The organism is Levilactobacillus suantsaii (assembly GCF_014069315.1).
In the GTDB taxonomy this organism is placed as follows: Bacteria; Bacillota; Bacilli; order Lactobacillales; family Lactobacillaceae; genus Levilactobacillus; species Levilactobacillus suantsaii.
Genome location: NZ_CP059603.1, coordinates 2,174,191 through 2,199,909, shown reverse-complemented (window position 1 = coordinate 2,199,909; position 25,719 = coordinate 2,174,191). Strand labels below are relative to the sequence as shown.

The following is a 25,719-nucleotide window of genomic DNA, read 5'->3' as shown; positions in this document are numbered from 1 at the left end:
TGCAGCCGAAAGGAAATTTTCGGTCGGGCCGTCCCGTTATCGACGATTAGAGTTCACGGGGCGGAGTCTCGTGAAAAAGATCGGGTGGAACCACGTTATTGACGTCCCCAGTGTCCTTATTGGATACTGGGGACTTTTTTTATGGGCCACCCTAAAAACAAAGGGAGATCTGATAGTATGGCAGATGTTTCAATTAAATTCCCAGACGGCAAGGTACAGGTTTTTGCTGAAGGGACAACGCCAGCTGACGTTGCCAAGTCAATTTCAATCAGTTTAGCTAAGAAAGCCGTTGCGGCGAAGTACAACGGTGAATTGGTGGACTACCTGACCCCATTAAAGGGCGATGGTGCGATCGAAATCGTGACCAAGAGTGACGCTGATGGTTTAAAGGTCTTACGGAACACCGCGGCCGCTTTACTGCGGATTGCCTTGAAAAAGGACTTCCCCGCAATTCGGTTAGGTGTTGCGAGTGCCGAAGATGATGGCTTTTACGTCGACACCGATAAGGATGACCAACAAGTCAGCGCCGACGAACTGGATGCTTTGGCCGTGGTTATCGAAAAGTTAGCCAAGGACAAGCTGGATATCGAACGGATCTCCGTCAGCAAGGCCGACGCCTTAGCCCAAGTTAAGGACGACCCATTCAGCACGGCCTTAGTCAACGCCGTTTCCGGTGACGAAGTGCCCTTCTTAAAGATTGGCGATTACCAAGTCTTAAGTGACGGGGCCCAACTGGCTAACACCGGTGACGTCAAGCACTTCAAGCTCTTGTCCGTTGCCGGGGCTTACTGGCAAGGCAAGTCTTCTAACCCAATGCTGCAACGGATTTACGGGACGGTCTTCTTCAAGGATGCCGACTTAAAGGCCGACTTAGAGAAGCGCCAAGAAGCGCGTGAACGCGACCACCGGGTCATTGGGAACCAACTCGACTTGTTCTTCGTGGATCCCAAGGTCGGTGCCGGCTTACCTTACTGGATGCCCAACGGAGCCACGATTCGGCGGACCATCGAACGTTACATCATCGACAAGGAAGTCGCCAACGGGTACCAACACGTGTACACGCCAGTCTTAGCTAACCTGGATCTTTACAAGCAATCCGGTCACTGGGCCCACTACCGCGACGACATGTTCCCACCAATGGACATGGGTGATGGCGAAATGTTGGAATTACGGCCAATGAACTGCCCAAGCCACATTCAGATTTACAACCACCACATCCGTTCCTACCGTGAGTTGCCATTGCGAATTGCTGAATTAGGGATGATGCACCGGTACGAAAAATCTGGTGCTTTGAGTGGTCTGCAACGGGTTCGGGAAATGACGTTGAACGACGGCCACACCTTCGTGGCGCCAGACCAAATCCAAGACGAATTCAAGAAGATCTTGAACTTAATGGTTAAGGTTTACGATGATTTCGACATCAAGGATTACACGTTCCGGTTAAGCTACCGTGATCCAAAGAACACGGAAAAGTACTTTGACGATGATGAGATGTGGAACAAGGCACAGACCATGTTGAAGGGTGCCATGGATGACCTGCACTTGGACTACGTTGAAGCCGAAGGGGAAGCCGCCTTCTACGGTCCGAAATTAGACGTTCAGACCAAGACGGCGATGGGCAACGAAGAAACGTTGTCGACCATCCAGTTAGATTTCATGTTGCCAGAACGCTTCGATTTGCACTACGTCGGCGCCGATGGTGAAGAGCACCGGCCGGTCATGATTCACCGGGGCTTGGTCTCCACCATGGAACGCTTCACGGCTTACCTGACGGAAATCTACAAGGGGGCCTTCCCAACCTGGTTGGCGCCGAAGCAAGTCACCATCATTCCGGTTTCCGAAGAAAAGCACGGCGCTTACGCCGATAAGTTAGCCGCTCAACTCCGGGCAGCTGATATCCGGGTCAACGTCGACAAGCGGGGCGAAAAGATGGGTTACCTGATTCGTGACGCACAGACGCACAAGATCCCGTACACGTTAGCTGTTGGGGAACAAGAAATGGCTAACAACAGCGTGTCTGTACGGAAGTACGGGGAAGACGATGCAACGGCGATGGCCAGTGATGCCTTTATGAAGGAAATTCTCGCTGATATTGCTTCATATAGCCGTGAAGAGTAGGAACGATTTAACACTTTGGCCGTAAGTGCGGTCCATGCCAGGCAACCAAGGTGAGGGCCAGGGAGTCGTCGTTTCGACTGATAAACTTAATTGCCAAGAGACGGTTGACAGAACCAACTTGTCTTGATATGATGGTTAAGTTGAGAAATTAAGCAGAGGCTGCCGCTTCTCGCCTAGTGATAATGACATTGCTGGGCTGGATACGTACGTTAATCCCATTTTTGATGGGATTCCTTGCGGGAGCCGTTTGATTATCATCAAAGGTTCCCGCATTTTTTGTCTCATGTCATTCTCAAGAATTATTTTGGAGGTGGATTACCATAGCAAACGACACGATTGTCAACGAGGGAATTCGCGCACGCGAAGTTCGGTTGATTGCCGGCAACGGTGACCAATTGGGTATCAAATCCAAGCGAGACGCTTTGCGGATCGCCGAAGACGCGAACCTCGATTTAGTTTTGGTTGCACCGAAAGCTAAGCCACCGGTAGCTCGAATTATGGACTACGGGAAGTATCGTTTCGAGCTGCAAAAGAAGCAACGTGAAGCTCGAAAGAAGCAAAAAGTGGTCAGTGTGAAGGAAGTGCGACTCAGTCCAACCATTGATACGAACGACTTTAACTTCAAGCTCAAGAACGCTAAGAAATTCTTAGCGAAGGGTGAGAAGGTCCGGGTTTCGATCCGCTTTAAAGGGCGGGCCATTACCCATAAGGATATTGATCGTGAAGTATTAAACCGAATGGCTAAGGAAACTGCTGACGTGGCCACGATTGAACAACGGCCAAAGATGGATGGCCGGAGCATGTTTCTCATGCTCGCTCCCATCACAGAGAAAAAGTAAGAATTGATGCGGTAATCCTGGTGGTTACCGACACAAGGAGGAAATTTCGTACTATGCCAAAGATGAAGACCAACCGTGCCGCAGCTAAGCGTTTCAAGGTAACTGCTAAGGGCGGAATCAAGAGTGCCAACGCGTACACGTCTCACCGTTTCCACGGTAAGACCAAGAAGCAACGCCGGAACCTTCGTGGGACCCGGATGATGGACCAAACGACGATCAAGACTTACCGGAGTTTATTACAAAAGTAAGCGGTCGTTAAAAATTTCGGGTTGACGAATTATCGTCGCCATAATGTTTGAATTGATTTAGGAGGAAAAGATTATGCCACGAGTTAAAGGCGGTACTGTTACACGCGCACGGCGCAAAAAGGTTTTAAAATTAGCTAAGGGTTACCGGGGCTCCAAGCACCGTTTATTCAAGGTTGCTAAGGACCAAGTTCGCAAAGGTTACCAATACGCATTCCGTGATCGGAAGGCCACGAAGCGTAACTTCCGTAAGCTTTGGATTGCCCGGATCAACGCCGCAGCCCGGATGAACGGTCTGAGCTACAGCAAGTTGATGCACGGTTTGAAGTTAGCCAACATTGACGTTAACCGGAAAATGTTAGCCGACTTGGCAGTGAACGATGCTGCTGCTTTCACGGCCTTGGCTGATCAAGCTAAGGATGCATTGGCTGCTTAATTCAGCTGATGGAAAAGACTTCGCTGACTGTCAGCGGGGTCTTTTTTACTAATGCGAGAGAAACAGTTCCAACCAATTATCGTTCTGATCAAAACTGGTCGAAAAGTCCAAAGGGGTCAGAGTAGCCAAAACGCAGGAGAATGCGTATAATGTAGTGCTAGATATTGGTGGAACGAAGGGAGGCACACCCGCATGGTTGTTGGATTAAAACCAACGTGGATGGTCACGAATATTTACGATTTGACCCCCAAAGATTTACGGGCACATGGTATCAGAGCGGTGCTGACCGATTTAGACAATACACTGATTGCGTGGAATAACCCGGACGGCACGCCTGAGTTACGCCACTGGCTCAATTTACTGGAATTAGCCGGTATCAAAGTCATCGTGGTGTCGAACAATAGTCGCCGGCGGGTAGACCGGGCGGTGGCCCCGTTCAACTTACCTTACGTTCACCGCGCGTTAAAACCGCTGACCGTGGGGATGCATCGGGCGTTACGCCGGTGGCATTTACGTCGCGACGAAGTCATTATGGTTGGTGACCAATTGATGACCGATATCTGGGCAGCCAACCGTAGCGGGATTCGCAGCGTGTTGGTCAAGCCGATTCTGAAATCGGACGCCTGGGTGACCAAGGGCAACCGCCTAATGGAAAAGTTCGTGATGTGGCGGTTGCGGCATCGTTATCCGAAATTAACTTGGCAGGAGGATCTGCATGAACGAAAAACACATTGAACCCGTTCTCGTTGACGGGGAACCGTTGCGCTGCATTGGCTGTGGCGCAGTGATCCAAACAACGGATAAGACGGCGCCGGGCTATACCCCGCAGTCGGCTTTGGCGAAGGGCATTGACAACCAAGAAGTTTATTGTCAACGCTGCTTTCGCTTGCGGCACTATAACGAGATTGTCCCGGTCGGTCTGACCGATGACGATTTTCTGCGCCTTTTAACTCAAATTCAAGACGCCAACGCCCTGATTGTTTATGTGGTGGATATTTTCGACTTTAACGGGAGCTTGATTCCGGGACTCCACCGGTTCGTGGGGGATAACCCCATCCTACTGGTCGGGAACAAGGAAGACTTGTTGCCGAGTTCGCTGCGGCGCTCGAAGTTACGCGACTGGCTGCGCCAACGGGCAAATGAAGCGGGATTACGACCCCTGGACGTTACGCTACTTAGTGCCAAGACCAATCAATCCGTCGACCACTTGTTAGAGCTGATCGATAAGTACCGGGGCGACCGGGACGTGTACGTGGTCGGGGTCACCAATGTGGGGAAATCTACGCTGATCAACCAGATCATCCGACAGAATACTGGGAAACGCGATTTGATTACCACGTCGCGCTTCCCGGGCACCACGTTGGATAAGATTGAACTGCCCTTAGACGACGACCACGTCTTAGTCGATACGCCGGGAATCATTCAAAATCAGCAGATGGCTCACTTCTTAACGGGCAAGGATTTGAAGATTGTGACGCCACAAAAGCAAATTAAGCCGAAGGTCTACCAGTTGAACGACCAGCAGACGCTCTTCTTAGGGGGCGTGGGGCGGTTCGATTATAATCAGGGCCCTAAGGCTGGGTTTACCGCCTACTTTGAAAATAATCTGTACATTCACCGCACCAAGTTAGAAAACGCGGCCGACTTCTATGACCGGCAGTTAGGCCAACTTCTGACGCCTCCCGAAGCAGACAACACCGACTTTCCACCGTTGACGGCCCACCAGTTCAAGACTACGGTCAAAAGTGACCTGGTTTTTGAAGGGTTGGGTTGGATTACGGTTCCGGCCGGGGTCAACGTGACGGGTTGGGCACCTGAAGGGGTTGCCGTGTTGTTACGCCGCGCAATGATTTAATATAATGGAGGAAAATAATTTGTTACGAGGGAAGCAGAAACGCTACTTACGGGCGCAAGCTCATAGTTTACGGCCTATCTTTTCGGTCGGGAAGAACGGGTTAACACAGGTTTGGCTCGACCAACTGACCGGGGCACTCGAAAAACGGGAATTGATCAAAATCAACCTGCAACAAAGTGCTGAAGCTACGGTGGCCGAGACCAAGACCTTCATTGAAACCAACACCGATATCCAAGTCGTCCAAACGATTGGACGGGTCTTGGTGTTGTACCGGCCCGCAACGGCGGCCGAGAACCAACGCTTTTCACCGGTTGTCGAAGAAATGTAAGGGAGGCTGAGCAGCGTGGTTAAGATTTCAGAGCGCACGAGCACCCAGGTCGTCACCCAAATGACCGCTACCGCCAAAAAACGGCGTATCGGCATTTTGGGTGGGACGTTCAATCCACCACACCTGGGGCACCTCGTGATTGCTGATCAAGTGGCGACGCAACTCGGCTTGGATCAGGTCTTATTTATGCCCGACGCTGAGCCGCCGCACGTGGACCGCAAGTTGACCATCCCGGCAACTGACCGGGTGGCCATGGTCCGTGCGGCGATTGCGGATAACCCCCAGTTCAACTTGGAATTGACCGAGGTGAACCGTGGTGGTCGCAGTTACAGCTACGATACCATGCGCCAGCTGACGCAACAGCACCCCGAAAACCAATATTACTTCATTATTGGGGGCGACATGGTCGCTTATTTGCCGAAGTGGTACCGGATTGACGACTTAGTCAAGCTGGTCCAGTTTGTCGGCGTTTGCCGGCAGGGGTACGCCCACGAATCGCCGTACCCGGTTTTATGGGTCGATGTGCCTAATATTGGGATTAGTTCGACCATGATTCGACAACGGGTGCGCAATAATCAATCGATTCGATATCTGGTTCCCACCATGGTGGACTTATATATAAAGGAGCATCTGTTATATCGTGACTGAATTAACGTATACGCAGCAGCTGTTTCCGGGCACGCGTACGGAACTATTGGCCAAGATCAAGGCCCAATTAGATGATGCGCGCTACCAACACGTATTACGCGTGGAGCAAACGGCCATTCAGTTGGCTCAGGCTAACGACGTTGACGTGGAGCATGCTAGTATCGCGGGCTTGACCCACGATTACGCTAAGCAGCGCCCGGACCAAGACTTTATCGACGCCATTCATCAGTACCGATTGACCACCGATTTATTAGACTACGGTAACGCCATCTGGCACGGTGTCGTGGGAGCTGAGTTCGTCAAACGTGAACTCGGCGTGACCGATGAAGACATCTTAAATGCTATTCGCCACCACACCACGGGAGCAGAATACATGACCCCGTTGGAACAAGTGGTCTATATGGCCGACTTTATCGAATCTGCCCGGAATTTTCCGGGGGTCGACCGCGCTCGCGAGTTGACGGCTCAGCAACTGCAACTCGGGGTGACCTACCAGTCTAAGCACACGCTGGCTTATTTGGTCAGTCAGGGTCAGCCCATCTATCCGCAGTCGATTTTGGCGTATAACGCCTGGATTCGCCGTTATCCCAACGTTTGAGAGGAGAACAAAAACTATATGGAAAGTAAAGCACTATTAGAAATTGCGGTGAAGGCCGCCGAAAGCAAACGGGCCGAAAACATGGTCGCACTAGACATGCAAAAGGTCAGTCTGATGGCTGACTACTTCCTCATCATGGAAGCTAACTCCAGTCGGCAGGTCAAAGCCATTGCTGACGAAATCAACGACCAAATGGCTGCTAACGACGTCCAGATTCGGGACATCGAAGGTAAGGACAATGCCAGTTGGATCCTATTGGATTTAGGTGACGTGGTCGTCCACGTCTTTCAAAAGGAACAACGGGCCCACTACAATTTGGAAAAGCTGTGGGGTGACGCGCCGCTCGTTGACCTCAGCGATTGGGTCGAAGCGTGATCTACCAGTCTTTCGCCAGCTTTACGATGAGTTATTCGATCCAGCCATGTACACCCAATGGCTGGATTTTGTGGCCTCACGGGTCGACCCGGCTAGCGGCAACTTGCTGGATCTGGCCTGTGGCAGTGGTCGTTTAGGCGTCCAACTAGCCCAGCGTGGCTACCAGGTTAGTGGCTTGGATTTGTCCGAAGAAATGCTGGCGTTGGCCGCAGAGCACGCTGAAGAGGCCCAGGTGACCTTCCCGTTGATGGCGGGAAACATGTTGGACTTGCAGGATATCGGGCAGTACCAGACCGTGACCTGTTTTGCCGACTCATTTTGCTACCTAACGGACCTAAACGAATTGACCCAGGCTTTCACGCAAATCCACGACCACTTGCAGGTTGGCGGACAGTTTTTGTTTGACGTCATCACGCCATACCAAACGGATGACGTCTACCCGGGGTACATGTATAATTACGTTGACGACCACCGGGCTTTTCTCTGGCAAAGTTATGGCCTCGAAGATGAGGCCCACGCGGTCGAACATGAGTTGACCTTTTTTACTCAGGATCAAGGCGATGAGGCTTATCGGAAAGTGACGGAACTTCACCATGAACGGACGTACGAATTAGCTGATTATCGGCGCGCCTTGGCGCAAGCTGGCTTAACTTTACAACGGGTCAGTGCTGACTTTGGCCAACAACCGATTGACGACCACACGACCCGGTGGTTCTTTGAAGTGACGCGGGAGGCGTAAGCATGACGTTACAAGCAGCGGGCATTATCGCTGAATATAATCCGTTTCATAACGGGCACGCTGACCAACTTCGTCGTGTCAAGGCCACGACTCACGCAGACGTCTTAGTGGTCGCCATGAGTGGTAACTGGGTCCAACGCGGGGAACCGGCGTTACTGGATAAGTGGCAACGCACCGAACTGGCGTTAGCGGGTGGAGCCGATTTGGTCATCGAACTACCGACCGCCAGTGCCCTGCAACCGGCTCATTTGTTTGCGGCCGGCGGCGTCCAGGTACTTGCCGCGTTAGGTTGCCGGTGGTTAGCCTTTGGCACTGAACACCCCGATTTGGATTATGACCGGTTGATGGCTCACCTGCCCACCGATCCGACGACGTTCAAACGTTTTGATCAGACTTACGCCAGCCTCTTTCAGGGCTATTTGCGTGAGCAGACCGGCATCACCCTGAACGCGTCGAACGACATCTTAGGCTTCTTCTACGCGTTGGCGAACCGCCGGCAGGGAGACCCGTTGACGCTGTTATCCTTAGCGCGGCGGGGCAGTCAACACACCGACCAAACCATTGCGGCCGATACGGCCTTTGCCAGTGCCAGTGCGATTCGCACGGCGGCACTAGCTGGAGATTGGGCTGCCGTGGCGCCGGTGGTGCCCCCAGCGACCCTGGAGCGGCTCCAAACCAGTCAATTGACCAGTTGGGCCGACTTCTGGCCATTATTGCGCTATGAGCTGGTTAGCGGGGCTGTGAGCGATTTGCACCAGTTGTATCAGCTATCGGAAGGCGTTGAGTACCGCTTGAAGCAGGCCGCACTACCGGCGACAAGCTTTGCGGGCTTCATGCACGCGGTGAAGACCAAGCGCTACACCTACACCCGCTTACAGCGGCAGGCTGCATCGGTGTTGCTGCAGACTAAGCCAGCCGAGATGCTGACCGGCCCGCAGTACTTGCGGGTCCTGGGCTATCGCACGGCGGGGCGTCACTATCTGCACCAAATCAAGAAGAGTGTGACGCTGCCAATCGTGAGTCATTCCGACCGGGATTGGCAACGCGGGGTCGGTGCTCTCGATGATCGGGCGGGCAACGTCCGCACGCTAGTGACCGGTATCGCACAGGATAACGGTCGGGTGCCGGTCGCGTTTCCCGATTCTCCGGGACTATCAAGGAAATTCCCTTGACATCAAATCTGTTGACAGGTATAATTTATCACGTTGCATTGGAGGGATAACGATGAAATGGTCGTTGACCGAGTTACGTAAGACCCACCGCAATGACCCGCTGACCTTTGAGGAGACGTTAGATTTAACGGCTGATTTGAAGGCTCGGTACGGAGATGAGGTCTTAGATCTCAGTCCGGTGAAGACGAAGGGCTTAGTGTCCGTCGTTTCCGGGGGAGATGTGATGGTCGTCGCGCAGGTCAAGGCGGTCCTAACGGTACCGTCAAGCCGGTCTTTGACACCGGTGAAGCTACCAGTTGATTTTCAAATGACTGAGTACTATGTCGCGGACGCCGCCGCAACGCAACGGTTTGAGAAGACCGATGTTGTGATGGTCGTCCCCGATGGCGTGATTGATTTTAACAAAGCCGTCGGTGATAACCTTATTTTGCAGATTCCAATGCACATTCTGTCTGACGCTGAGAAACAGGGTTCCGCAATGCCTGAAGGGCAGGACTGGCAAGTTGTCAGTGAAGCGGATCTCGATCAGGTCGAGGCGGAACATCAATCAGTTGATCCACGTCTTGCAAAGCTCAAAGACTTCTTCCCTGATCAGGATGATAAGTAGTCACTTTGTAAGCCTTAAAAATTTTTTCACTAGTGGATAATTTTAATTAAAGGAGGTGTTTTCTTTGGCTGTACCAGCACGGAAAACGTCTAAGACGAAAAAGCGGATGCGTCGGGGTCACATTAAGTTGAATGTCCCTGGCTTGACCCCTTGCCCAAACTGTGGAGAATTACGTAAGTCTCACATGGTTTGCCCAAGCTGTGGCTTCTACGATGGCCGTCAGGTCGTTGCAACGAAGAACGCAAGCAACAACTAAACCAAACGAAAAACTCCCATGAAGTCCGCGGCTTCTGGGAGTTTTTTGGTTCTTGGTCAACCAGTGTTGATGAGGCGTTTTAGCGGAATCCAGTTCATTTTCGAATAGAGTTCCTTTTCTTTATGGTCATAAATCATTGACATAGCGTTTGTTTTTGCGTCGCTTAATAACGTCACCGGGTAAGTGCTAATATTAAGAAATACAGCTTTCTATTGATGCCAGGACTGGCGTTTTTCAGAAATACGAAGGGAAAAATGAGATATATTTTTTAATTATTTTAGGCTTACTTTATTTGGGGGCGATGATTTTGTAGAACTACTAAGATATAAATTAGCTCCTTAAAGCTGGTCACGCAAGTTAAGAAAAAATAGAAAAAACAGGAGGAAATCTTAGCTAATTCCATTGGGATTCGTGGTACACTGAGGGTATTGAAAGTTAGGGTAGCATAAGTATTTTTGAGCTAGGGCATAACTTGAAGAAGGAGCGGGTCACATGCTACGAATTCATTTCAATTGGCGGTTTTATCGCAATTTAAGCTTTTACATATTTTTGCTGTGGGTCGTTTTAGCATTGATTGTTTTGCGCCATGGCGATATCTTGGGTGGTTTAGTTTTTGTTTTGGCCATGCTGGCCCAAGCTGGAGACGCGTTTACCGATTGGGATAATCACGAGTCTCACCTGACGCAATCGCACGCTAAGTCGTTAAAAACAGGCGAATCGGGGAAATTCAGCGGAAAATAAGCAGTGGCATCGCACTCGTTCTTAAGACGAATGGGCCGCCAATTTTTAGGGTACTTGATTACCCGATGATGGTGAACGACCATCTTTTTGACATAGCATAAAGCCAAGACAACTCAAAAGGGAACGAGAAATTTGATTTCTCGTTCCCTTTGATGGTTTATCATGAATTAATAGGATTATTTAGTGAAGTCGACAACCATCCGGCCAACGATCGAGTTAGCTTTCATTTCATCGATGATGTCGTTGACTTCATCCAACCGCCGGGTTTGAACGATTGGGTGAACCTTGCCTTCAGCACCGAACTGGAAGGTTTCGGCTAAGTCTTGCCGGGTCCCGACTAAGGAGCCACGTACAGAGATACCGTCTAGGACCGTCTTAGCGATGTTCAGTTGCATGTCACCTTGTGGTAAGGCCACGGCAACTAACTTGCCATCGGGACGTAGCGCGTTAACAGATTGGGTAAAGGCGTCGGGCGTAACGGCCGTGATTTGAGCATTGTTAACGCCGCCGACTTTTTCTTGAATCTGTTCAGCCACATTGTTGTCGTGCCGGTTGATTAAGACCTCGGCACCATCTTTCTTAGCCGCAGCTAATTTGTCGGGGTTCCCATCAACGGCAACCACGTGAGCACCGAAGACGTTGTGGGCGTATTGAACGGCTAAGTTCCCTAAGCCCCCACAGCCAACGACTTCGACCCATTGACCGGGTTTCGTTTCACCGACCTTTAAGGCCTTGTACATGGTCACCCCAGCACAGGTGAGGGAAGTGGCTTCAACGGGATCCAAGCCTTCTGGGACTTTGACCGCGTAGTTAGCGTCCACGATGCATTCTTCCGCCATCGCACCGTCAACCGTGAAGCCGGAGTTTTTAACGTTGCGGCACAACGTTTCCCGACCGGTCAAGCAGTATTCACAGTGGCCACAGCCCTTAAAGAACCAAGCAATGGAAACCCGGTCACCAATCTTCAAGTTGTCCACGTCGTCAGCGACTTGGATGACCCGACCGACACCTTCGTGCCCAATAATCCGGCCTGGTTGCTTGCCAAAGTCACCGGCAGCTACGTGTAAGTCGGTGTGACAGAGACCACAATATTCCATCTTGACTAAGGCTTCACCGTGGGTGATTGGCCGTAAGGTAACATCCTTAATATCAACATACCCATCAACAGAATCGCGAATAACAGCAGCTTTCATGAAAAGAACCCCTTTTCTTTTTTGTCTACAGTCCTAGTATACTTAAAAAATGAGCAAATTCAAGTGAAAAAATGAACAATAAATAAAAAACTTAGTGCCCCTGAATGAATGCGGGCCAATACGGCCGCATAACAAGGGGAGTTGAGTTTCCTGTCTTGTGAAAGAAAACGTTTTCTGAACCTTTCAAAATAACAAAAAAATTGTATGCAACCGGTTGCTGTTTCGTGGCTTGCTCATTAATTACGCTAAATTGAATTCTCTCAGAAGGGTGATGTAAAAGCCGCACAATTAGAGTGAAATATGATAAAATTAAATATTGGAATGAATCACGGTTGTTCGCGGAATTAATGAGTATTGGCTTCCCGAACACAGCTAAATCGCCCTAGAGGAGTTAAAGAGTAATGAGTCGAATTTTAATTATTGAAGATGAAAAGAATCTCGCTCGTTTCGTGGAGTTGGAACTCAAGCACGAAGGATACGACACGAACGTGCAATTTAATGGTCGCACGGGATTGGACGCAGCGTTGTCCCAAGACTTCGACGTCATCTTATTAGACCTGATGTTACCCGAACTGAACGGTATTGAAGTGGCTCGGCGGGTACGCGAAATGAAAAGTACGCCTATCATTATGATGACGGCCAGAGATTCCGTGATTGACCGAGTATCCGGTTTAGATCACGGTGCCGATGATTACATCGTTAAGCCCTTTGCCATCGAAGAACTGTTGGCCCGCGTCCGGGCGTTGCTCCGGCGGATTCACCTTGAAGGTGAACAGAAGAGCACTAAGCAGACAACAGTCAAGTTCAAGGACCTGACCATTGAAAAAGAAAATCGCATCGTGCGCCGCGGCGACGAGGTCATCAATCTGACCAAGCGGGAATACGAACTTCTGCTAGCGTTGATGGAAAACGTCAACGTGGTTTTGGCTCGAGACGTGTTACTCACCAAGGTGTGGGGCTACGAGTCCGAAGTCGAGACTAACGTGGTGGACGTGTACGTCCGGTACTTACGCAACAAAATTGATGTCCCTGGCCAGAAGAGCTACATTCAGACGGTCCGGGGGACGGGGTACGTGATGCGTTCATGAGAGAACCCGATGTTGAAACGGAAGCACCGCAAAAAGCGGCCTTCCGTTTTTCCTTAAAGTGGAAGTGGACGATTGCCACGACCGCGGCGGTTTTGGTGATTTTTAGCGTCATTGCCATCCTGATTTTCAACAGTTTTATGACGGTTTTGATGCGTCAGGAGCGCAGTCACGTCAATGATACCTTGAACGTGGTAATCGAAAAACTTGAGACCCAAAGTCAAGACTTGGATAGTCAAAGTGTGAATAGTCTGTTACGGCCTAAGGCGGTTACGTTCCAACAGGGCAAAGACCCCCGCACCCCGTACAACAACGCCGTGATTACTAGTCTGGCGCGTGACAGTCAGACCGTTGTGGTCTACAATCGTGCCGGCCAGCAGTTGTTCAGTAGCCGTGATACCCCGAACGTGACCTTCAAGGCCGCGACAAAGCAACACGTTCGATCCCAAAGGGTTCAAAACGGCCCCGGCCTGATTGGTCGCGCGCCTATCCATTCGAAGAAAAATAACCGCACGATTGGATACGTTCAGGTCGTCGATACCTTGCAAGATTATCGTGAGACCCGGACCACTTTGATTCAGGTGGTTATCGTACTGGGCTTGATTGCGGCGTTGGCCGCGGCGGTCCTTAGCTACATTTTAGCGTCGTTTCTCTTGCGACCCATCGACGCGATTCGTGAAACCATCGATGCGGTGCGCGACGACCCACAAACGGATCAACGGGTTCCCGAATCTAAGCGAAGCGATGAACTGGGCGACTTGACGGAGCTGTTGAACGACATGATTGACACCACGCAACGCTACATCGACCAGCAACAGCAGTTCGTCGAAGATGTGTCCCACGAGTTGCGCACACCGGTGGCCATCATTCAGGGCCACATGGAGATGCTCGACCGGTGGGGCAAGGACGACCCAGAAGTCCTGAACGAATCGATTCAGGCTTCGTTACAAGAGACCAAGCGGATGAAGAGCCTGGTCCAAGAGATGCTCGACTTGCAACGGGCCGAACAAATCGAAATCACCTTTACCAACGACGTCACCGACGTCACCGAAGTGGTCAACCAAGTCTACGACAACTTCAAGATGATTCATCCGGACTTCATCTTTATCTTGGATGACGATGTCCACGAGACGGTTCAAGCGCAGATCTACCGCAATCACTTGGAACAGATTTTGATTATTCTGCTGGATAACGCGGTGAAATACTCCACCACGCGCAAGGAAGTCCACTTGTCCTACGAACGCGACACGCGCAACGTGGAAATCGCGGTCCAAGACTTCGGGGAAGGCATCTCGCAGGCCAACCGTGAACGGGTCTTCAACCGGTTCTACCGGGTCGATAAGGCGCGTTCCCGGACTAAGGGTGGTAACGGGTTAGGCTTGTCGATCGCTAAACGGTTGATTGAGGGCTACCACGGGAACATCACGATTGAGAGTGCCGTGGGCCACGGCTCGGTCTTCCGCATCTCATTACCGATTTTGTCGGCCAAAGCGGCGAAAACACTCGAACGTAAGAAACAACAGGCCCAAGCTGCTAATAACGGGATTCCGGGCATCAAGTCCGAGTTGCTAGAAGATGCGCCTAAAGACGATACCAATCACGATACGTCCCCCAAGGACTAATCACCTGCGTGAAAATGATGAAATTGGGGATTTAGCGGGTTTAGTACCTGAAATTGTTAGCTGCATAAATATAGAAAATGAACGGCCACATGTCAGTAGTTTACTGAGGTGTGGCCGTTTTTATCGGGGAACGTTAACGGTGATGGCCGGTTGACGAATAAGGGTGAGACTTATAGTATTAAGATTGAAAAGTCAACAGGTCAGAAGGTGTTAGGGTAAGGGGGTTGACGTTACAGTCAAAGGAGGTGGTAGCCCACCCGTGACGAGTCCAGACTCGTCAGCAAACGGTGCTCGCATTTTTTGAAAACTGGGGATGATCAATTAATGGTGAAGCGCAGCAACCATAAAATTGCTGGTATAAGGAGAGATTCACCTTGGAACAACAAGATATACATAGTCTGAGCAAGCAAGAGTTGCTCGACGCGTTAGCCATTTTAAGTCGGGGATTCAACATGTACGCCCAGACCCTTCAAAAAAGAAATCAGGATCGGTCCAGTTGGCAGGCCCGTTTGGGACAACAAGCCCATGAAAAATATCAAAAGGGCTTTTGGACGGTCTTTGGTGTGCTAATGGTTCTTTTCTATATGATGGTGTTCAGGGAAGATGGCTTTTTTACAGGTATTTTTCAGAGCTTCATCGTTTGTCTGGTAATCGTAGGACTACCGGCACTATGTTTCCGAATCAAAACAAAGTACGTGGCGGATGAGGTCAACCGCCTGCTGCCCAAGAGTCAGGGGTGGCAGCGAGTCCTAGCGGTGGACAACCAAAAGATCAATCAAGCGAACACCAACTTGAAGCGCTTAGGTACGGCGTTCAACTATCCGGCAAAGTACCTTTATTACGGGTACCCATCACGGCTGTACGACATCGTGTCCGTCGGTCGCGCCGATGACTTGAAGGAAGCGCTCAACGCTTTAGAAGACGATCTTTATCATGATAAAATGATTAGCAAGGCGGACTCCATTTACGAATCGAGTCATCAAGCCGAGATCAACGCCCGCGCGGCCAAAAATTGGGCCATCGCGTCGACGATTTTTGCGGCCAGTGCCAGTTACAATTCTTCACGCAATAACGATTAGTCAAGCACGTCAAAAAACGGTCACCCGTTCTCCAAACACGAGAACGGGTGACCGTTTTAAGTATCAAGTTATATGATTAGTGGTGATGTTGTTGCTTACCCGCGTTCCGATTTCGGTTGCGGTTGTGCGTGTGAGTCTCCGCGGCGGCCTGTTCGGGCTTAGCCGCTGGTTTGACTGGCGTTGGCATGACGGGTGCCGGTTGGTCCTTCATCTTTTCCTTAATTTCGCGGCGAATCCGTGGCCGATAGAAGTTGATGATCAACGTTTGCAGGCAGGCGAAGAGGCCCCCGACGAAGAAGTATAACCCTAATCCGGCTGGTGAATTCATAGTGAAGAAGAGAATCATCACGGGTGAGAGAAGCAAGGTGTAGCGCATTTGTTTCTTTTGTTCCTGTGGCAACCCCAACATGGAGAGGTAACTTTGTAACAGGTAGGACAGGAAGGACAATAACGCTAAAATCCAACTCGCCTTTCCCAGCGGGATGTTCATGAAGACCGCTTTAGACAATTCCGGAGAGTAGCGAATCGCGGCGTACAGAGCGGCAAAGATTGGCATTTGGATCAGGAGGGGTAAACACCCGATTCCACCAGTCATGCTGATACCGTTATTGCGGTACAACGCCATCATGGCTTGCCCCGCGGCGGCTTGTTCTTCCTGGGTCTTGGCGGCCTTTTGTTGTTTCTGTAAGGCGGCCATTTGTGGCCGAATCATCGAGATCTTTTCCTGTTGAATCGTGGCGTTGCGCATTTGCTTGACCATGATTGGCAAGAGGACCATCCGGACGATCACGGTCAAAATGATAATGGCCCAACCATAGCTGCCAGAAAAGATGCTGGCCAGCCAGTCCATCACGTGTTGGCCGGGGACGGCGAGGTAGTCGTAGACGAACCCGTAAGGCTTACCGTTCTTGGTTTGGACACAGCCACTTAGGACCAGTGCCAACCCCGCTAAGGCGGCGGTAGCCGAAAATTTCTTGGAGATTTTCATGTGTTTTCTTGAACCCCTTCATTAGTTAACAATGGGCGACGTGACCGTCCCCATGCGGCGTAAACGCCGTGAACACCCAACATATTACTTGATTTGGCGGGCTTTTTCAAATAATTATTGAAAAATCAGTAAAGCGGTGGACGGGCAAGTCCGTCACGGCCAAATCGACGACGTCAATCCAGGGCGACGCTTGTGGATGTTGGAGTGCCGTTTGAAACTGTGCGAGTTGCTCGGCACTGCCGCTAGCCACCACGGCGACTTGGCCGGAGCGCAGGTTCTGCACGGTGCCGGTTACCCCGAGGCGACGGGCAATCTGGACCGTCGTCCAGCGAAAGCCAACGCCCTGGACCCGCCCCGAAATCACGAAACGTTGCGTTTGCACGTCAAGGCCCCCTTTAAAAAAGTTTATATCTATCATACAGCGGTCGTCCCGGTCTGCCTAGGGATATGGTAGAATTAACCTAAAATTGAAAATAGGGGCAACTAACGGTGAGAGAAAAAATTACATCAAGTCAAAACAAACGGGTCAAGCAGTGGCGGGCGTTGACCACCAAAAAGGGCCGCAAGCAGACCGAAACTTACCTATTAGAGGGGTGGCATCTGGTCCAGGAGGCCATCAAAGCCAAGCAAGCGTTAACGGCCATCATGGGGACCGCCGAACAATTGACGGCCCACGCGGCGGTCTTCCCCCCCGACGTGGCGACCTTTGAATTAACGGACAGCATCGCCAAGACCATCGGCGATGCCAACACGCCACAGGGCATCTTTGCCACGGCACCCTTGGCGGAGACGACTTCGGTCAACCCACAGGACGCGCAGGGCGGCTGGCTCTTTTTGGATCAGGTCCAAGACCCGGGCAACATTGGTACCATGGTCCGGACCGCTGACGCCGCGGGCTTGACCGGCGTGGTCTTTGGACTGGGGAGCGCCAGTCGCTACCTGCCTAAAGTCTTACGGTCGATGCAGGGCAGTCAGTTTCATATTCAGTTAGTTGAAGATGATTTGCATGAGTGGATTCAAACCTTTACGGCCCGGCATTTGCCGGTCTACGGGACCAACTTAGATCCTCAGGCTAAGGACTATCGCGACGTTTCGCCGCTAACGGCAGGGGCCATCGTGATGGGTAACGAAGGTAACGGCATGGCCCCCGACTTGCAGCAACTGACCACGCGCAACCTCTATATCCCCATCAAAGGGCAGGCGGAATCATTGAACGTGGCTGTGGCCGCTGGAATCGTTATGTTTCAACTATTTGGCTAAATTCTATAAGAAATGATTAATCCCCGGGAAAACGGGGCGTTTTGATTGCATTTTGGCCAAAAGGCATTAAGATATACAGTAACTATAAGATTGAGTTTTTAGCTTTAAATTTAAAGGAAAAGGAAGCATTCTATGACCAAACTGACATGGCGTGATGACCCCGAGTATCTGGCACTTGTTTCTGATTTGTTGGCCAAAGAGCCGGTCCAACGACTGGCGAATTACACACAACATCACCATTCAAACCGCTTGGACCACTCCATTTCGGTTTCGTACAACAGTTACCTGATTGCTAAACGGCTGCATCTAAACGTCCGGGCGACCGCTCGGGGTGGCTTATTGCACGATTTATTTTACTATGATTGGCGGACCACGAAGTTCAACTTGGGTTCCCACGCCTTTATCCATCCCCGGGTCGCGCTACGTAACGCGGAGAAATTAACGGACTTAAGTCCGATGGAAAAAGACATTATTTTGAAGCATATGTGGGGCGCCACGCTGGCCGTGCCGAAGTACCGGGAAAGCCTGATTGTGTCATTGGTGGATGATTACGAAGCCATCCACGAGTTTTCCGGTCCAGCGCGGCAGCACGTTCACACGTGGCTGGCAAAAGGAACGCCCAACGCTTAACGTTTAAGCCGTTCGGGTGGAATAGGAGGCGAAATTGCTGATGCAAATGATGACATCTTTAAACTCGTCACCGGTGGACTTTACCCTGTGTCCCCGCTTCGAACGGACTTTTTCCTTTTTAGGGAAGAAGTGGAACGGGCTCATCATCGATGTCCTGTTACAGGAGGGGCCGCAACGTTTTCGGGACCTCGCCCACAACATCCCGCGCTGCAGTGACCGGGTCCTAGTCGAACGACTCAAGGAACTGGAAGCTAACGGCGTGGTCCTCCGGCAGACTTATCCGGATAATGCGTTGATCGAGTACCGCTTGACCCCTAAAGGCCAAGAATTGCAGGGTGTGATGACTGCGGTTCACGCATGGTCCGATAAGTGGTCGTGTGAAGACGACCAGAAGTAGTTGACAGGTTTTCAAAAAACCGTTACCCTTAAAACGATATCAATTAACTTAAAAACGATGACAGAAAAGTAGTAACCGGGCCGTTTTGCCAGGGAGGGTCGTTCACGATTGGAAGATGACCTCGAAGCGGACGCGGTGAATTCAGTTCTCGAGTTGTGGCCGGGATTTACATCCGTAATGAATGGCCCACCGGTGAGTGACCGTTATCACGTCTGAGTGTGGCGACGCAATGAGTCGCTGAATCAGGGTGGTACCGCGAAGCGCTTCGTCCCTCTTTAGTGAGGGACGGGGCTTTTTTGTGGCCTCATCTGCGGATTGGGATAAGACAGAAATGGAGGATATGAGATGTCGTTAAAAGATAAATTAACTGCGTTGCGACAGCAGGGGTTGGCCGATATTGAACAGGCCACGGACCTCAAGGCTGTCAACGAGATTCGGGTGCACCTGTTAGGCAAGAAAGGCCCCATCACCGAGGTGCTGCGGGGGATGCGCGACTTAGAGGCTAGTGAACGGCCCGTAGTCGGTGCCTTTGCTAACGAGGTGCGCGATGACTTGACCACGGCGGTGGCTAACCGGCGCGAAACTTTAGAGAACGCGGCGTTGAACGCCCGTTTGGCTAAGGAAGCGCTGGATGTGACTTTACCAGGGACCCCAGTGGCAAAGGGTGAACCGCACGTGATCCAACAGATCATCGACCAAATTGAAGACTTGTTCTTAGGCATGGGCTACCAGGTCTTGAGTGGCCCCGAAGTCGAAGAGGACAAGTACAACTTTGAAATGATGAACTTGCCGAAGGACCACCCGGCCCGCGACATGCAGGATACGTTCTACATCACCAAGGAAATCTTGATGCGGACGCAAACCTCACCAATGCAGGCGCGGACGTTAGAGAAGCACGATTTCTCGCAAGGCCCATTGAAGATGATTTCTCCGGGAGTCGTTTATCGCCGGGATACCGATGACCCGACGCACTCCCACCAGTTCCACCAGGTTGAAGGCTTAGTCATTGACAAGCACGTGACCATGGCGGACTTGAAGGGGACCTTACAAGTCTTGGCCCATGAGCTATTTGGTGACAAGTTCGACGTACGGTTACGGCCAAGCTACTTCCCGTTTACGGAACCTTCCGTCGAAGCCGATATCACCTGCTTTAACTGTGGTGGTAAGGGCTGCAGCGTCTGCAAGCAGACCGGCTGGATCGAAGTCTTAGGGGCCGGCATGGTGCACCCGAACGTCTTGAAGATGGCCGGCGTCGATCCCGACGTTTACGGCGGGTTTGCCTTTGGGGTGGGCCCCGACCGCTTCGCCATGCTGAAGTACGGGGTGGACGACATCCGGAACTTCTACTTAAATGACGTTCGCTTCCTCACCCAATTTACCAAGAAAGGATAACCGCCAACCATGAAGATTTCATACAATTGGATTAAAAATTATCTCGATTTAGACGTTTCTGCCACTGACTTGGCGGAAAAGATTGAACGGACCTCCGTTGAAGTCGACAGCGTGGTCCAACCCAGTGCCGGCTTGAAGAAAATCGTCGTGGGCCACGTCTTGAGCGTGAAGGCCCATCCCGATTCCGACCATTTGCACATTTGCCAGGTCGATGTGGGCGATGAGGAGCCATCCCAAATCGTTTGTGGGGCCCCGAATATCGCTGAAGGCCAAAACGTCATCGTGGCCTTACCCGGCTCACGGATTGCGGACAACGTAAAAATCAAGCGTTCCAAGATGCGCGGCGTGGAATCCGCCGGCATGATCTGTGCCTTACAGGAAATCGGCTTTCCCGAAGACGTGGTGCCTAAAGCTTACGTGGATGGCATTTACGTCTTACCGGCTGACGCCCAGCCAGGCGCTCCCGTGTTTGACTTATTAGGCATGAATGATAGTTTAATTGACTTAGACGTCACGCCGAACCGGGGGGACATGCTGAGCTTGAACGGGACGTTACGCGATTTAGCGGCCATTTACGACCAACCCGTCCAACTTGACGTGCCTGAAGTTAAAGCGGAAGGTCCCGCGGTGGCGGACCAACTGACGCTGCACGTCGACGAGGCCTTAGCACCACAATACCGGATGCGCTTGGTGCGCAACTTAAAAATTGCACCTAGCCCAATGTGGCTCCAGATTCGCCTCTGGAACGCGGGCATGCGGCCCATCAATAACGTGGTCGATGTGACGAATTATGTGATGTTGAAGTACGGTCAACCACTTCACGCCTTTGACTACGACAAGTTCGATGGTCAAGACGTTTATGTGCGGGCTGCTCAAGCAGACGAAAAACTGACTACGCTAGACGAAAATGACCATGACTTGGATCCACAAGACATCGTGATTGCTGACGCTAAAGCACCGATTGCCTTAGCTGGCGTCATGGGGGGGCTGTCGACGGCCATTACCGACCAGACGACGACGGTGGCTATTGAATCGGCCGTCTTCGACCGGACTCACATCCGTAAGGCAGCCCAACGGCATAACCTGCACACCGATGCGTCCCAACGTTTCGAACGAGGCGTTAACCAGGCCGGGGTTCAAGATGCGGCGGACGCGGCAGCGCAATTGTTCACCGAATTAGCTGGCGGTGAAGTCCAAGCTGGAACGGTGGTCGGGAGTAATAATCAACCCGACCCTGCAATCATCAAGTTAACTCTGACCCGGGTCAATCAGGTCCTGGGAACATTATTGAGCTTAGACCAAGTGACCCATATTTTGGACACGTTGGGCTTTGCCGTGGAAACGGCTGACGACGAAATGACCGTCACGGTCCCGATTCGGCGCAACGATATCCATATTCCCGCGGATTTGTTGGAAGAAATCGCCCGAATCTACGGGTACGATAAGCTGCCGGCCACGTTACCGACCGGCCGGATGACGCAGGGCCGGTTGACGCCCGCCCAACGTCTAGTGCGGGCCACTCGGCACTCGCTTGAGGGCTTAGGGTTGAACCAGGCCATCTCCTATGCGTTGACCACCGAAGATAAAGCCAAAATGTTCTTGACCCATCCTGATAGTCAAGTCACGAAGCTGGCTTGGCCGATGAGTGTGGACCACGCGGTCTTGCGGATGAACTTGGTCACCGGCTTGTTAGACGATATCGCCTACAACACGGCCCGGAAGGTCAAGGATGTGGCGCTGTACGAACAAGGCCGGGTCTTCTACCGTGAAGACGGTCAAGAACGGCCGGCAGAAGAAGAACATATTGCCGGGGCTGTGACTGGAACGTTACTGCCGAAGGCCTGGAACCACCCCGCCCAACCCGTTGATTTTTATCAACTGAAGGGTATCGTGGAGGCCTACCTGCAAGACATGGCGGTCAATGGCGACGTGACCTTTGAAGCAAACCCGCAGATGAAAGAGATGCATCCGGGTCGGACTGCGGACATCTTGATTCACGGGCACAAGATTGGCTTCATGGGTCAGATTCATCCGACGGTGGCTAAAGCCTTTAAGATTGGGGCTACGATGGTCTTTGATTTGAATCTCCAGGCCATTATCGATATGCCAAAACGCGCGAACCAGTACGACGTGATTTCCCGTTACCCAGCCATTACGCGGGATATTGCGATGTTAGTCGACGAGAACGTCACGAATGATCAAATTATGGCGGTCATCAACCGGCGGGGTGGCGCTTATTTACAATCCACGAAGCTGTTTGACGTTTACGCGGGAGACAATGTGCCAGCCGGCAAGAAGTCACTGGCGTACACCTTGACTTATCAGGACAAGACGGCGACGTTGGTCGATGATGCGGTCAACCAAGCCTTTGAAAAGGTCACGAAACGCTTAGAATCGGATCTGGGTGCCGAAATTCGGTAAGCCACCCGTAAAAGAGTTTGGGAACTTCCCAAACTCTTTTTTGCAGGGACGCTAAGCCGTTGTGGGGCTTGAAAGATTACATTTTGGTCAAAGTCGGCTTTGCCGGTTTTCGTGAGCGCAGAAGTTCTGTATAATATAGGGGATTATGGCATAGAACGGAGGAAACAAGTTGGATAATGGTACGGATCCTACGCCTAAGCATGACGCCAGAGGACCCAAACGTAGTTCGTTTGGCCGGCGAATCATGATTGGTGTGGTAAGTTTATTAGTTATTTTAGCAGTGGCAATCGGCATCATCGGGTATCACTACTTTCAAACGGCGTTAAAGCCGTTGGATACCCATAACCAAAATGTCGTGCAGGTCCACGTGCCGATGGGGGCAACCTCGAATAAGATCGGTCAGATCCTGCAGGACAAGAAAATCGTCAAGAGTGGGATGGTCTTCAATTATTACGTGAAATCCCATAAATTTACGAATTTTCGGGCGGGGTATTACCAATTGAAGCCCTCGATGACGCTGAAGACGATTGCCAAGCAGTTGCAGCAAGGTGGCTCGGCGGAACCGGTTCAAAGTGCAACGGGAAAGGTGTTGTTACGTGAAGGCGAGACCATCGACCAGTTGGCCAAGGAGATCCCCAAGCAAACGGACTTCACCAAGAAGGAATTCTTGAGCTTGATGACCAATAAAAAGTTCTTTAACCAGTTGGCCGCCAAGTACCCGCGGTTGTTAAGCTCGGCCAAAAAAGCCAAGCACGTGCGCTACCGGCTCGAAGGTTACCTGGCTCCGGCAACTTACCAGGCTGGCAAGAAGATGACCTTAAAGGACATCGTCACGTCGATGGTTGCTAAGATGGACCAGAACTTACAGGGTCAGTACCAGACCATCAAGAAAAACAAGCTCACCGTTCAAGAAACTTTGACCTTGGCGTCGTTAGTCGAACGTGAAGGGGTCAACCAAAAGGACCGTAACAAGATTGCCGGCGTCTTCTTGAACCGCATCAAGGCCAACATGGCTCTGCAGTCCGATATTTCCGTGCAATACGCGTTGAAGACGACCAAGAAGACGTTGACCTATAAGGATTTGAAAGTCAAGTCACCGTATAACCTCTACGTACACACGGGGTATGGCCCAGGACCGTTTGACAACCCAAGTGTGTCGTCAATCAAGGCGGTGCTCCATCCCGCGGCCCGAAGCAAGGGGTATTACTACTTCATTGCCAATACCAAGACCGGGAAGGTTTATTTCTCTAAGACGTATAATCAACACCAAGCATTGACCAGCTCCTTAGCTGGCGATAATAAGTAAAGGATGGCGACAGTATTGGCAGATAAGAAACGCCCCATCATCATCGGGGTCACCGGGGGGTCCGGAAGTGGGAAGACGACTGTAAGTCGCGCCATTTTCAATCAGTTAGTGGGCCACTCCATCATGATTTTGCAACAGGATTCCTACTACCGGGACCAGTCGGATATGAGTATGGCGGAACGGCGGGCGGTCAACTATGACCATCCGTTGACTTTCGATACGGATTTGTTGATCGAGCAACTCAAGCAGTTGTTGCGCTACGAACCCATCGAAAAACCCGTCTATGATTATAACCGGTTCACCCGAAGTGACCAGACGATCTTGCAGGAACCCCGTGACGTCATCATCTTGGAAGGTATCCTGATTCTAGACGATGAACGGTTGCGAGATTTGATGGATATCAAGGTCTTTGTCGACACCGACGACGATATCCGCATCATTCGCCGAATCCAACGGGACATGAACGAACGGGACCGTTCCTTGGAATCAGTTATTGGCCAATACCTGAAGACGGTCAAACCGATGTATCATCAATTTGTAGAACCGACCAAGCGTTACGCGGACATCATTGTACCCGAAGGCGGCGAGAATCAAGTGGCCATCGATCTGTTGGTGACTAAGATTCGCGCGATTCTGGAATCACACGGCAACAAGGAAGTCTTTGACAATCCCGACACCACCATTTAAGATGGGGGAGTCAGTGAAGTCCGGGAATCGGACCCGGCAAGTCGTGGCGGAGAAACCGCTAACTCAGACTAAGTGAGAAAAAGGGGTGGCCATTGTGGCAGAAGAAAAAATGTATCCAATGACTGAAGAAGGTCAACAAAAATTACAAAATGAATTAGAAGAACTTAAAACGGTCAAGCGGCCGAAAGTCATCGACCGCATCAAGATTGCCCGTTCCTACGGGGACTTATCGGAAAACTCCGAATACGAGTCGGCCAAGGATGAACAGAGTATGTTAGAGACCCGAATCAGCACGGTCGAACGCATGCTCCAATACGCCCAAATCATCGATAACGATGACACCGACAAGGACGAAATCTCCGTCGGAAAAAAGGTAACGTTCAAGGAATTGCCTGACGAAGATCCCGAAGAATACACCATCGTGGGTGCGGCCGAAGCTGACCCGATGTCGGGGAAGATTTCTAACGAATCGCCAATTGCCAAGGGCTTATTAGGTCACCGCGTAGGCGAAAAAGTCACGCTGGAAACGCCCGGTGGTGACATGACGGTCGAAGTCTTGAAAGTCGATTAATCATAAGTTTAGCGTCAAAGAGGTTCCCAGTGCGGGCAGCGATGCCGGTGTTGGGAACCTTTTTTGCGTTAGTGTTTGGCGGAGCGGTCATGGCCAATGGTCTAGTCGAGCGGAAAGTTAGGCCAACGGTC

The 25,719-nt window shown here is 51.3% G+C and carries 28 protein-coding genes and 1 pseudogene; 26 read left to right on the top strand and 3 right to left on the bottom strand.

Going from position 1 to position 25,719, the window contains the following annotated elements; genetic code table 11:
- Positions 1-177 precede the first annotated feature (177 nt).
- The 15 genes and pseudogenes from thrS to H3M12_RS10165 all read left to right on the top strand — a co-directional run bounded on the left by thrS (position 178) and on the right by H3M12_RS10165 (position 10,957).
- Positions 178-2,118, top strand: a complete 1,941-nt coding sequence (gene thrS / locus H3M12_RS10235) for a threonine--tRNA ligase (protein WP_182150700.1) — start codon at positions 178-180, stop codon at positions 2,116-2,118.
- Positions 2,119-2,453: 335 nt separating this feature from the next.
- The gene (gene infC, locus H3M12_RS10230) at positions 2,454-2,957 is read left to right on the top strand and encodes a translation initiation factor IF-3 (protein WP_233449243.1); all 504 of its coding nucleotides are present in this window, start codon (positions 2,454-2,456) and stop codon (positions 2,955-2,957) included.
- A gap of 53 nt (positions 2,958-3,010) precedes the next feature.
- Positions 3,011-3,205, top strand: coding sequence for a 50S ribosomal protein L35 (rpmI, locus tag H3M12_RS10225; protein WP_024746525.1), 195 nt, complete (start codon positions 3,011-3,013; stop codon positions 3,203-3,205).
- Positions 3,206-3,278: 73 nt separating this feature from the next.
- Positions 3,279-3,638, top strand: a complete 360-nt coding sequence (gene rplT / locus H3M12_RS10220) for a 50S ribosomal protein L20 (protein ID WP_129031696.1) — start codon at positions 3,279-3,281, stop codon at positions 3,636-3,638.
- A gap of 192 nt (positions 3,639-3,830) precedes the next feature.
- A complete protein-coding gene (locus tag H3M12_RS10215) occupies positions 3,831-4,373 on the top strand; it encodes a YqeG family HAD IIIA-type phosphatase (protein WP_129031695.1) in 543 nt (180 codons plus the stop codon).
- Entirely contained in the window at positions 4,354-5,493 is a 1,140-nt protein-coding gene (gene yqeH / locus H3M12_RS10210; protein WP_129031694.1) for a ribosome biogenesis GTPase YqeH, read from the top strand. Before H3M12_RS10215 ends, yqeH begins: the two co-directional genes overlap by 20 nt.
- 4 nt (positions 5,494-5,497) lie before the next feature.
- Complete coding sequence (gene yhbY / locus H3M12_RS10205; protein WP_129031693.1) at positions 5,498-5,821, top strand: ribosome assembly RNA-binding protein YhbY; 324 nt, start codon at positions 5,498-5,500, stop codon at positions 5,819-5,821.
- 15 nt (positions 5,822-5,836) lie between these two features.
- The gene (locus H3M12_RS10200; protein WP_129031692.1) at positions 5,837-6,469 is read left to right on the top strand and encodes a nicotinate-nucleotide adenylyltransferase; all 633 of its coding nucleotides are present in this window, start codon (positions 5,837-5,839) and stop codon (positions 6,467-6,469) included.
- A complete protein-coding gene (gene yqeK, locus H3M12_RS10195; RefSeq protein ID WP_129031691.1) occupies positions 6,459-7,067 on the top strand; it encodes a bis(5'-nucleosyl)-tetraphosphatase (symmetrical) YqeK in 609 nt (202 codons plus the stop codon). Before H3M12_RS10200 ends, yqeK begins: the two co-directional genes overlap by 11 nt.
- A gap of 18 nt (positions 7,068-7,085) precedes the next feature.
- Positions 7,086-7,442, top strand: a complete 357-nt coding sequence (gene rsfS, locus H3M12_RS10190) for a ribosome silencing factor (protein ID WP_129031690.1) — start codon at positions 7,086-7,088, stop codon at positions 7,440-7,442.
- Positions 7,439-8,181, top strand: a pseudogene (locus H3M12_RS10185) (class I SAM-dependent DNA methyltransferase). Before rsfS ends, H3M12_RS10185 begins: the two are co-directional and overlap by 4 nt.
- Positions 8,182-8,183: 2 nt before the next feature.
- Complete coding sequence (locus H3M12_RS10180) at positions 8,184-9,353, top strand: nucleotidyltransferase (RefSeq protein WP_182150699.1); 1,170 nt, start codon at positions 8,184-8,186, stop codon at positions 9,351-9,353.
- Between the two features lie 52 nt (positions 9,354-9,405).
- On the top strand, positions 9,406-9,960 hold the full coding sequence (locus H3M12_RS10175) for a YceD family protein (RefSeq protein WP_182150698.1): 555 nt from the start codon (positions 9,406-9,408) through the stop codon (positions 9,958-9,960).
- Positions 9,961-10,024: 64 nt separating this feature from the next.
- Positions 10,025-10,216, top strand: coding sequence for a 50S ribosomal protein L32 (rpmF, locus tag H3M12_RS10170; protein WP_182150697.1), 192 nt, complete (start codon positions 10,025-10,027; stop codon positions 10,214-10,216).
- A gap of 492 nt (positions 10,217-10,708) precedes the next feature.
- Positions 10,709-10,957, top strand: coding sequence for a hypothetical protein (locus tag H3M12_RS10165; protein WP_129031685.1), 249 nt, complete (start codon positions 10,709-10,711; stop codon positions 10,955-10,957).
- A 176-nt stretch (positions 10,958-11,133) separates the two neighbouring features.
- Here the strand turns inward: H3M12_RS10165 and adhP are convergent, their stop codons facing one another.
- Positions 11,134-12,150, bottom strand: coding sequence for an alcohol dehydrogenase AdhP (gene adhP / locus H3M12_RS10160; RefSeq protein WP_129031684.1), 1,017 nt, complete (start codon positions 12,148-12,150; stop codon positions 11,134-11,136).
- 401 nt (positions 12,151-12,551) lie between these two features.
- Between adhP and H3M12_RS10155 the strand changes: the two genes are divergently transcribed.
- The 3 genes from H3M12_RS10155 (at position 12,552) to H3M12_RS10145 (ending at position 15,936) form a co-directional block, all read left to right on the top strand.
- Positions 12,552-13,238, top strand: a complete 687-nt coding sequence (locus H3M12_RS10155) for a response regulator transcription factor (RefSeq protein ID WP_129031683.1) — start codon at positions 12,552-12,554, stop codon at positions 13,236-13,238.
- Positions 13,235-14,857: a HAMP domain-containing sensor histidine kinase gene (locus H3M12_RS10150; RefSeq protein WP_129031682.1), complete on the top strand. Its 1,623-nt coding sequence runs from the start codon at positions 13,235-13,237 to the stop codon at positions 14,855-14,857. The genes H3M12_RS10155 and H3M12_RS10150 overlap by 4 nt, the downstream gene beginning before the upstream one ends.
- A 374-nt stretch (positions 14,858-15,231) precedes the next feature.
- Entirely contained in the window at positions 15,232-15,936 is a 705-nt protein-coding gene (locus tag H3M12_RS10145; protein WP_129031681.1) for a hypothetical protein, read from the top strand.
- 76 nt (positions 15,937-16,012) lie between these two features.
- On the opposite strand, the gene yidC is transcribed toward H3M12_RS10145, so the two are convergent.
- Both yidC and H3M12_RS10135 read right to left on the bottom strand, forming a co-directional pair.
- Positions 16,013-16,924, bottom strand: coding sequence for a membrane protein insertase YidC (yidC, locus tag H3M12_RS10140; RefSeq protein WP_129031680.1), 912 nt, complete (start codon positions 16,922-16,924; stop codon positions 16,013-16,015).
- A gap of 106 nt (positions 16,925-17,030) precedes the next feature.
- Complete coding sequence (locus H3M12_RS10135; protein WP_129031679.1) at positions 17,031-17,306, bottom strand: acylphosphatase; 276 nt, start codon at positions 17,304-17,306, stop codon at positions 17,031-17,033.
- A gap of 107 nt (positions 17,307-17,413) precedes the next feature.
- Here H3M12_RS10135 and H3M12_RS10130 point away from each other — a divergent pair, with 107 nt between their 5' ends.
- From H3M12_RS10130 to greA, 8 genes are all read left to right on the top strand, one after another.
- Positions 17,414-18,184: a TrmH family RNA methyltransferase gene (locus tag H3M12_RS10130; protein ID WP_182150696.1), complete on the top strand. Its 771-nt coding sequence runs from the start codon at positions 17,414-17,416 to the stop codon at positions 18,182-18,184.
- Between the two features lie 132 nt (positions 18,185-18,316).
- Positions 18,317-18,814, top strand: a complete 498-nt coding sequence (locus tag H3M12_RS10125) for an HD domain-containing protein (protein ID WP_129031677.1) — start codon at positions 18,317-18,319, stop codon at positions 18,812-18,814.
- A gap of 40 nt (positions 18,815-18,854) precedes the next feature.
- Positions 18,855-19,211, top strand: coding sequence for a winged helix-turn-helix transcriptional regulator (locus H3M12_RS10120; protein ID WP_129031676.1), 357 nt, complete (start codon positions 18,855-18,857; stop codon positions 19,209-19,211).
- A 345-nt stretch (positions 19,212-19,556) separates the two neighbouring features.
- A complete protein-coding gene (gene pheS / locus H3M12_RS10115) occupies positions 19,557-20,603 on the top strand; it encodes a phenylalanine--tRNA ligase subunit alpha (protein ID WP_129031675.1) in 1,047 nt (348 codons plus the stop codon).
- Between the two features lie 9 nt (positions 20,604-20,612).
- On the top strand, positions 20,613-23,024 hold the full coding sequence (gene pheT, locus H3M12_RS10110; protein ID WP_129031674.1) for a phenylalanine--tRNA ligase subunit beta: 2,412 nt from the start codon (positions 20,613-20,615) through the stop codon (positions 23,022-23,024).
- A 169-nt stretch (positions 23,025-23,193) separates the two neighbouring features.
- Positions 23,194-24,330 (top strand): endolytic transglycosylase MltG, encoded by a 1,137-nt coding sequence (gene mltG / locus H3M12_RS10105; RefSeq protein WP_404820003.1) that lies wholly within the window; start codon positions 23,194-23,196, stop codon positions 24,328-24,330.
- Positions 24,331-24,333: 3 nt separating this feature from the next.
- Positions 24,334-25,017, top strand: coding sequence for a uridine kinase (gene udk, locus H3M12_RS10100; RefSeq protein ID WP_129031673.1), 684 nt, complete (start codon positions 24,334-24,336; stop codon positions 25,015-25,017).
- 94 nt (positions 25,018-25,111) lie between these two features.
- On the top strand, positions 25,112-25,588 hold the full coding sequence (gene greA / locus H3M12_RS10095) for a transcription elongation factor GreA (protein ID WP_129031672.1): 477 nt from the start codon (positions 25,112-25,114) through the stop codon (positions 25,586-25,588).
- Positions 25,589-25,719 lie beyond the last annotated feature (131 nt).

What these genes read in the sequence shown, in the direction of transcription:
- thrS (WP_182150700.1), top strand. Translation starts at nt 178, where the DNA reads ATGGCAGATGTTTCAATTAAATTCCCAGACGGCAAGGTACAGGTTTTT.
- rpmI (WP_024746525.1), top strand. Translation starts at nt 3,011, where the DNA reads ATGCCAAAGATGAAGACCAACCGTGCCGCAGCTAAGCGTTTCAAGGTA.
- rplT (WP_129031696.1), top strand. Translation starts at nt 3,279, where the DNA reads ATGCCACGAGTTAAAGGCGGTACTGTTACACGCGCACGGCGCAAAAAG.
- H3M12_RS10215 (WP_129031695.1), top strand. Translation starts at nt 3,831, where the DNA reads ATGGTTGTTGGATTAAAACCAACGTGGATGGTCACGAATATTTACGAT.
- yqeH (WP_129031694.1), top strand. Translation starts at nt 4,354, where the DNA reads ATGAACGAAAAACACATTGAACCCGTTCTCGTTGACGGGGAACCGTTG.
- yhbY (WP_129031693.1), top strand. Translation starts at nt 5,498, where the DNA reads ATGGAGGAAAATAATTTGTTACGAGGGAAGCAGAAACGCTACTTACGG.
- rsfS (WP_129031690.1), top strand. Translation starts at nt 7,086, where the DNA reads ATGGAAAGTAAAGCACTATTAGAAATTGCGGTGAAGGCCGCCGAAAGC.
- H3M12_RS10180 (WP_182150699.1), top strand. Translation starts at nt 8,184, where the DNA reads ATGACGTTACAAGCAGCGGGCATTATCGCTGAATATAATCCGTTTCAT.
- H3M12_RS10175 (WP_182150698.1), top strand. Translation starts at nt 9,406, where the DNA reads ATGAAATGGTCGTTGACCGAGTTACGTAAGACCCACCGCAATGACCCG.
- H3M12_RS10165 (WP_129031685.1), top strand. Translation starts at nt 10,709, where the DNA reads ATGCTACGAATTCATTTCAATTGGCGGTTTTATCGCAATTTAAGCTTT.
- adhP (WP_129031684.1), bottom strand. Translation starts at nt 12,150, where the DNA reads ATGAAAGCTGCTGTTATTCGCGATTCTGTTGATGGGTATGTTGATATT.
- H3M12_RS10155 (WP_129031683.1), top strand. Translation starts at nt 12,552, where the DNA reads ATGAGTCGAATTTTAATTATTGAAGATGAAAAGAATCTCGCTCGTTTC.
- H3M12_RS10150 (WP_129031682.1), top strand. Translation starts at nt 13,235, where the DNA reads ATGAGAGAACCCGATGTTGAAACGGAAGCACCGCAAAAAGCGGCCTTC.
- yidC (WP_129031680.1), bottom strand. Translation starts at nt 16,924, where the DNA reads ATGAAAATCTCCAAGAAATTTTCGGCTACCGCCGCCTTAGCGGGGTTG.
- H3M12_RS10125 (WP_129031677.1), top strand. Translation starts at nt 18,317, where the DNA reads ATGACCAAACTGACATGGCGTGATGACCCCGAGTATCTGGCACTTGTT.
- H3M12_RS10120 (WP_129031676.1), top strand. Translation starts at nt 18,855, where the DNA reads ATGCAAATGATGACATCTTTAAACTCGTCACCGGTGGACTTTACCCTG.
- pheS (WP_129031675.1), top strand. Translation starts at nt 19,557, where the DNA reads ATGTCGTTAAAAGATAAATTAACTGCGTTGCGACAGCAGGGGTTGGCC.
- pheT (WP_129031674.1), top strand. Translation starts at nt 20,613, where the DNA reads ATGAAGATTTCATACAATTGGATTAAAAATTATCTCGATTTAGACGTT.
- udk (WP_129031673.1), top strand. Translation starts at nt 24,334, where the DNA reads ATGGCGACAGTATTGGCAGATAAGAAACGCCCCATCATCATCGGGGTC.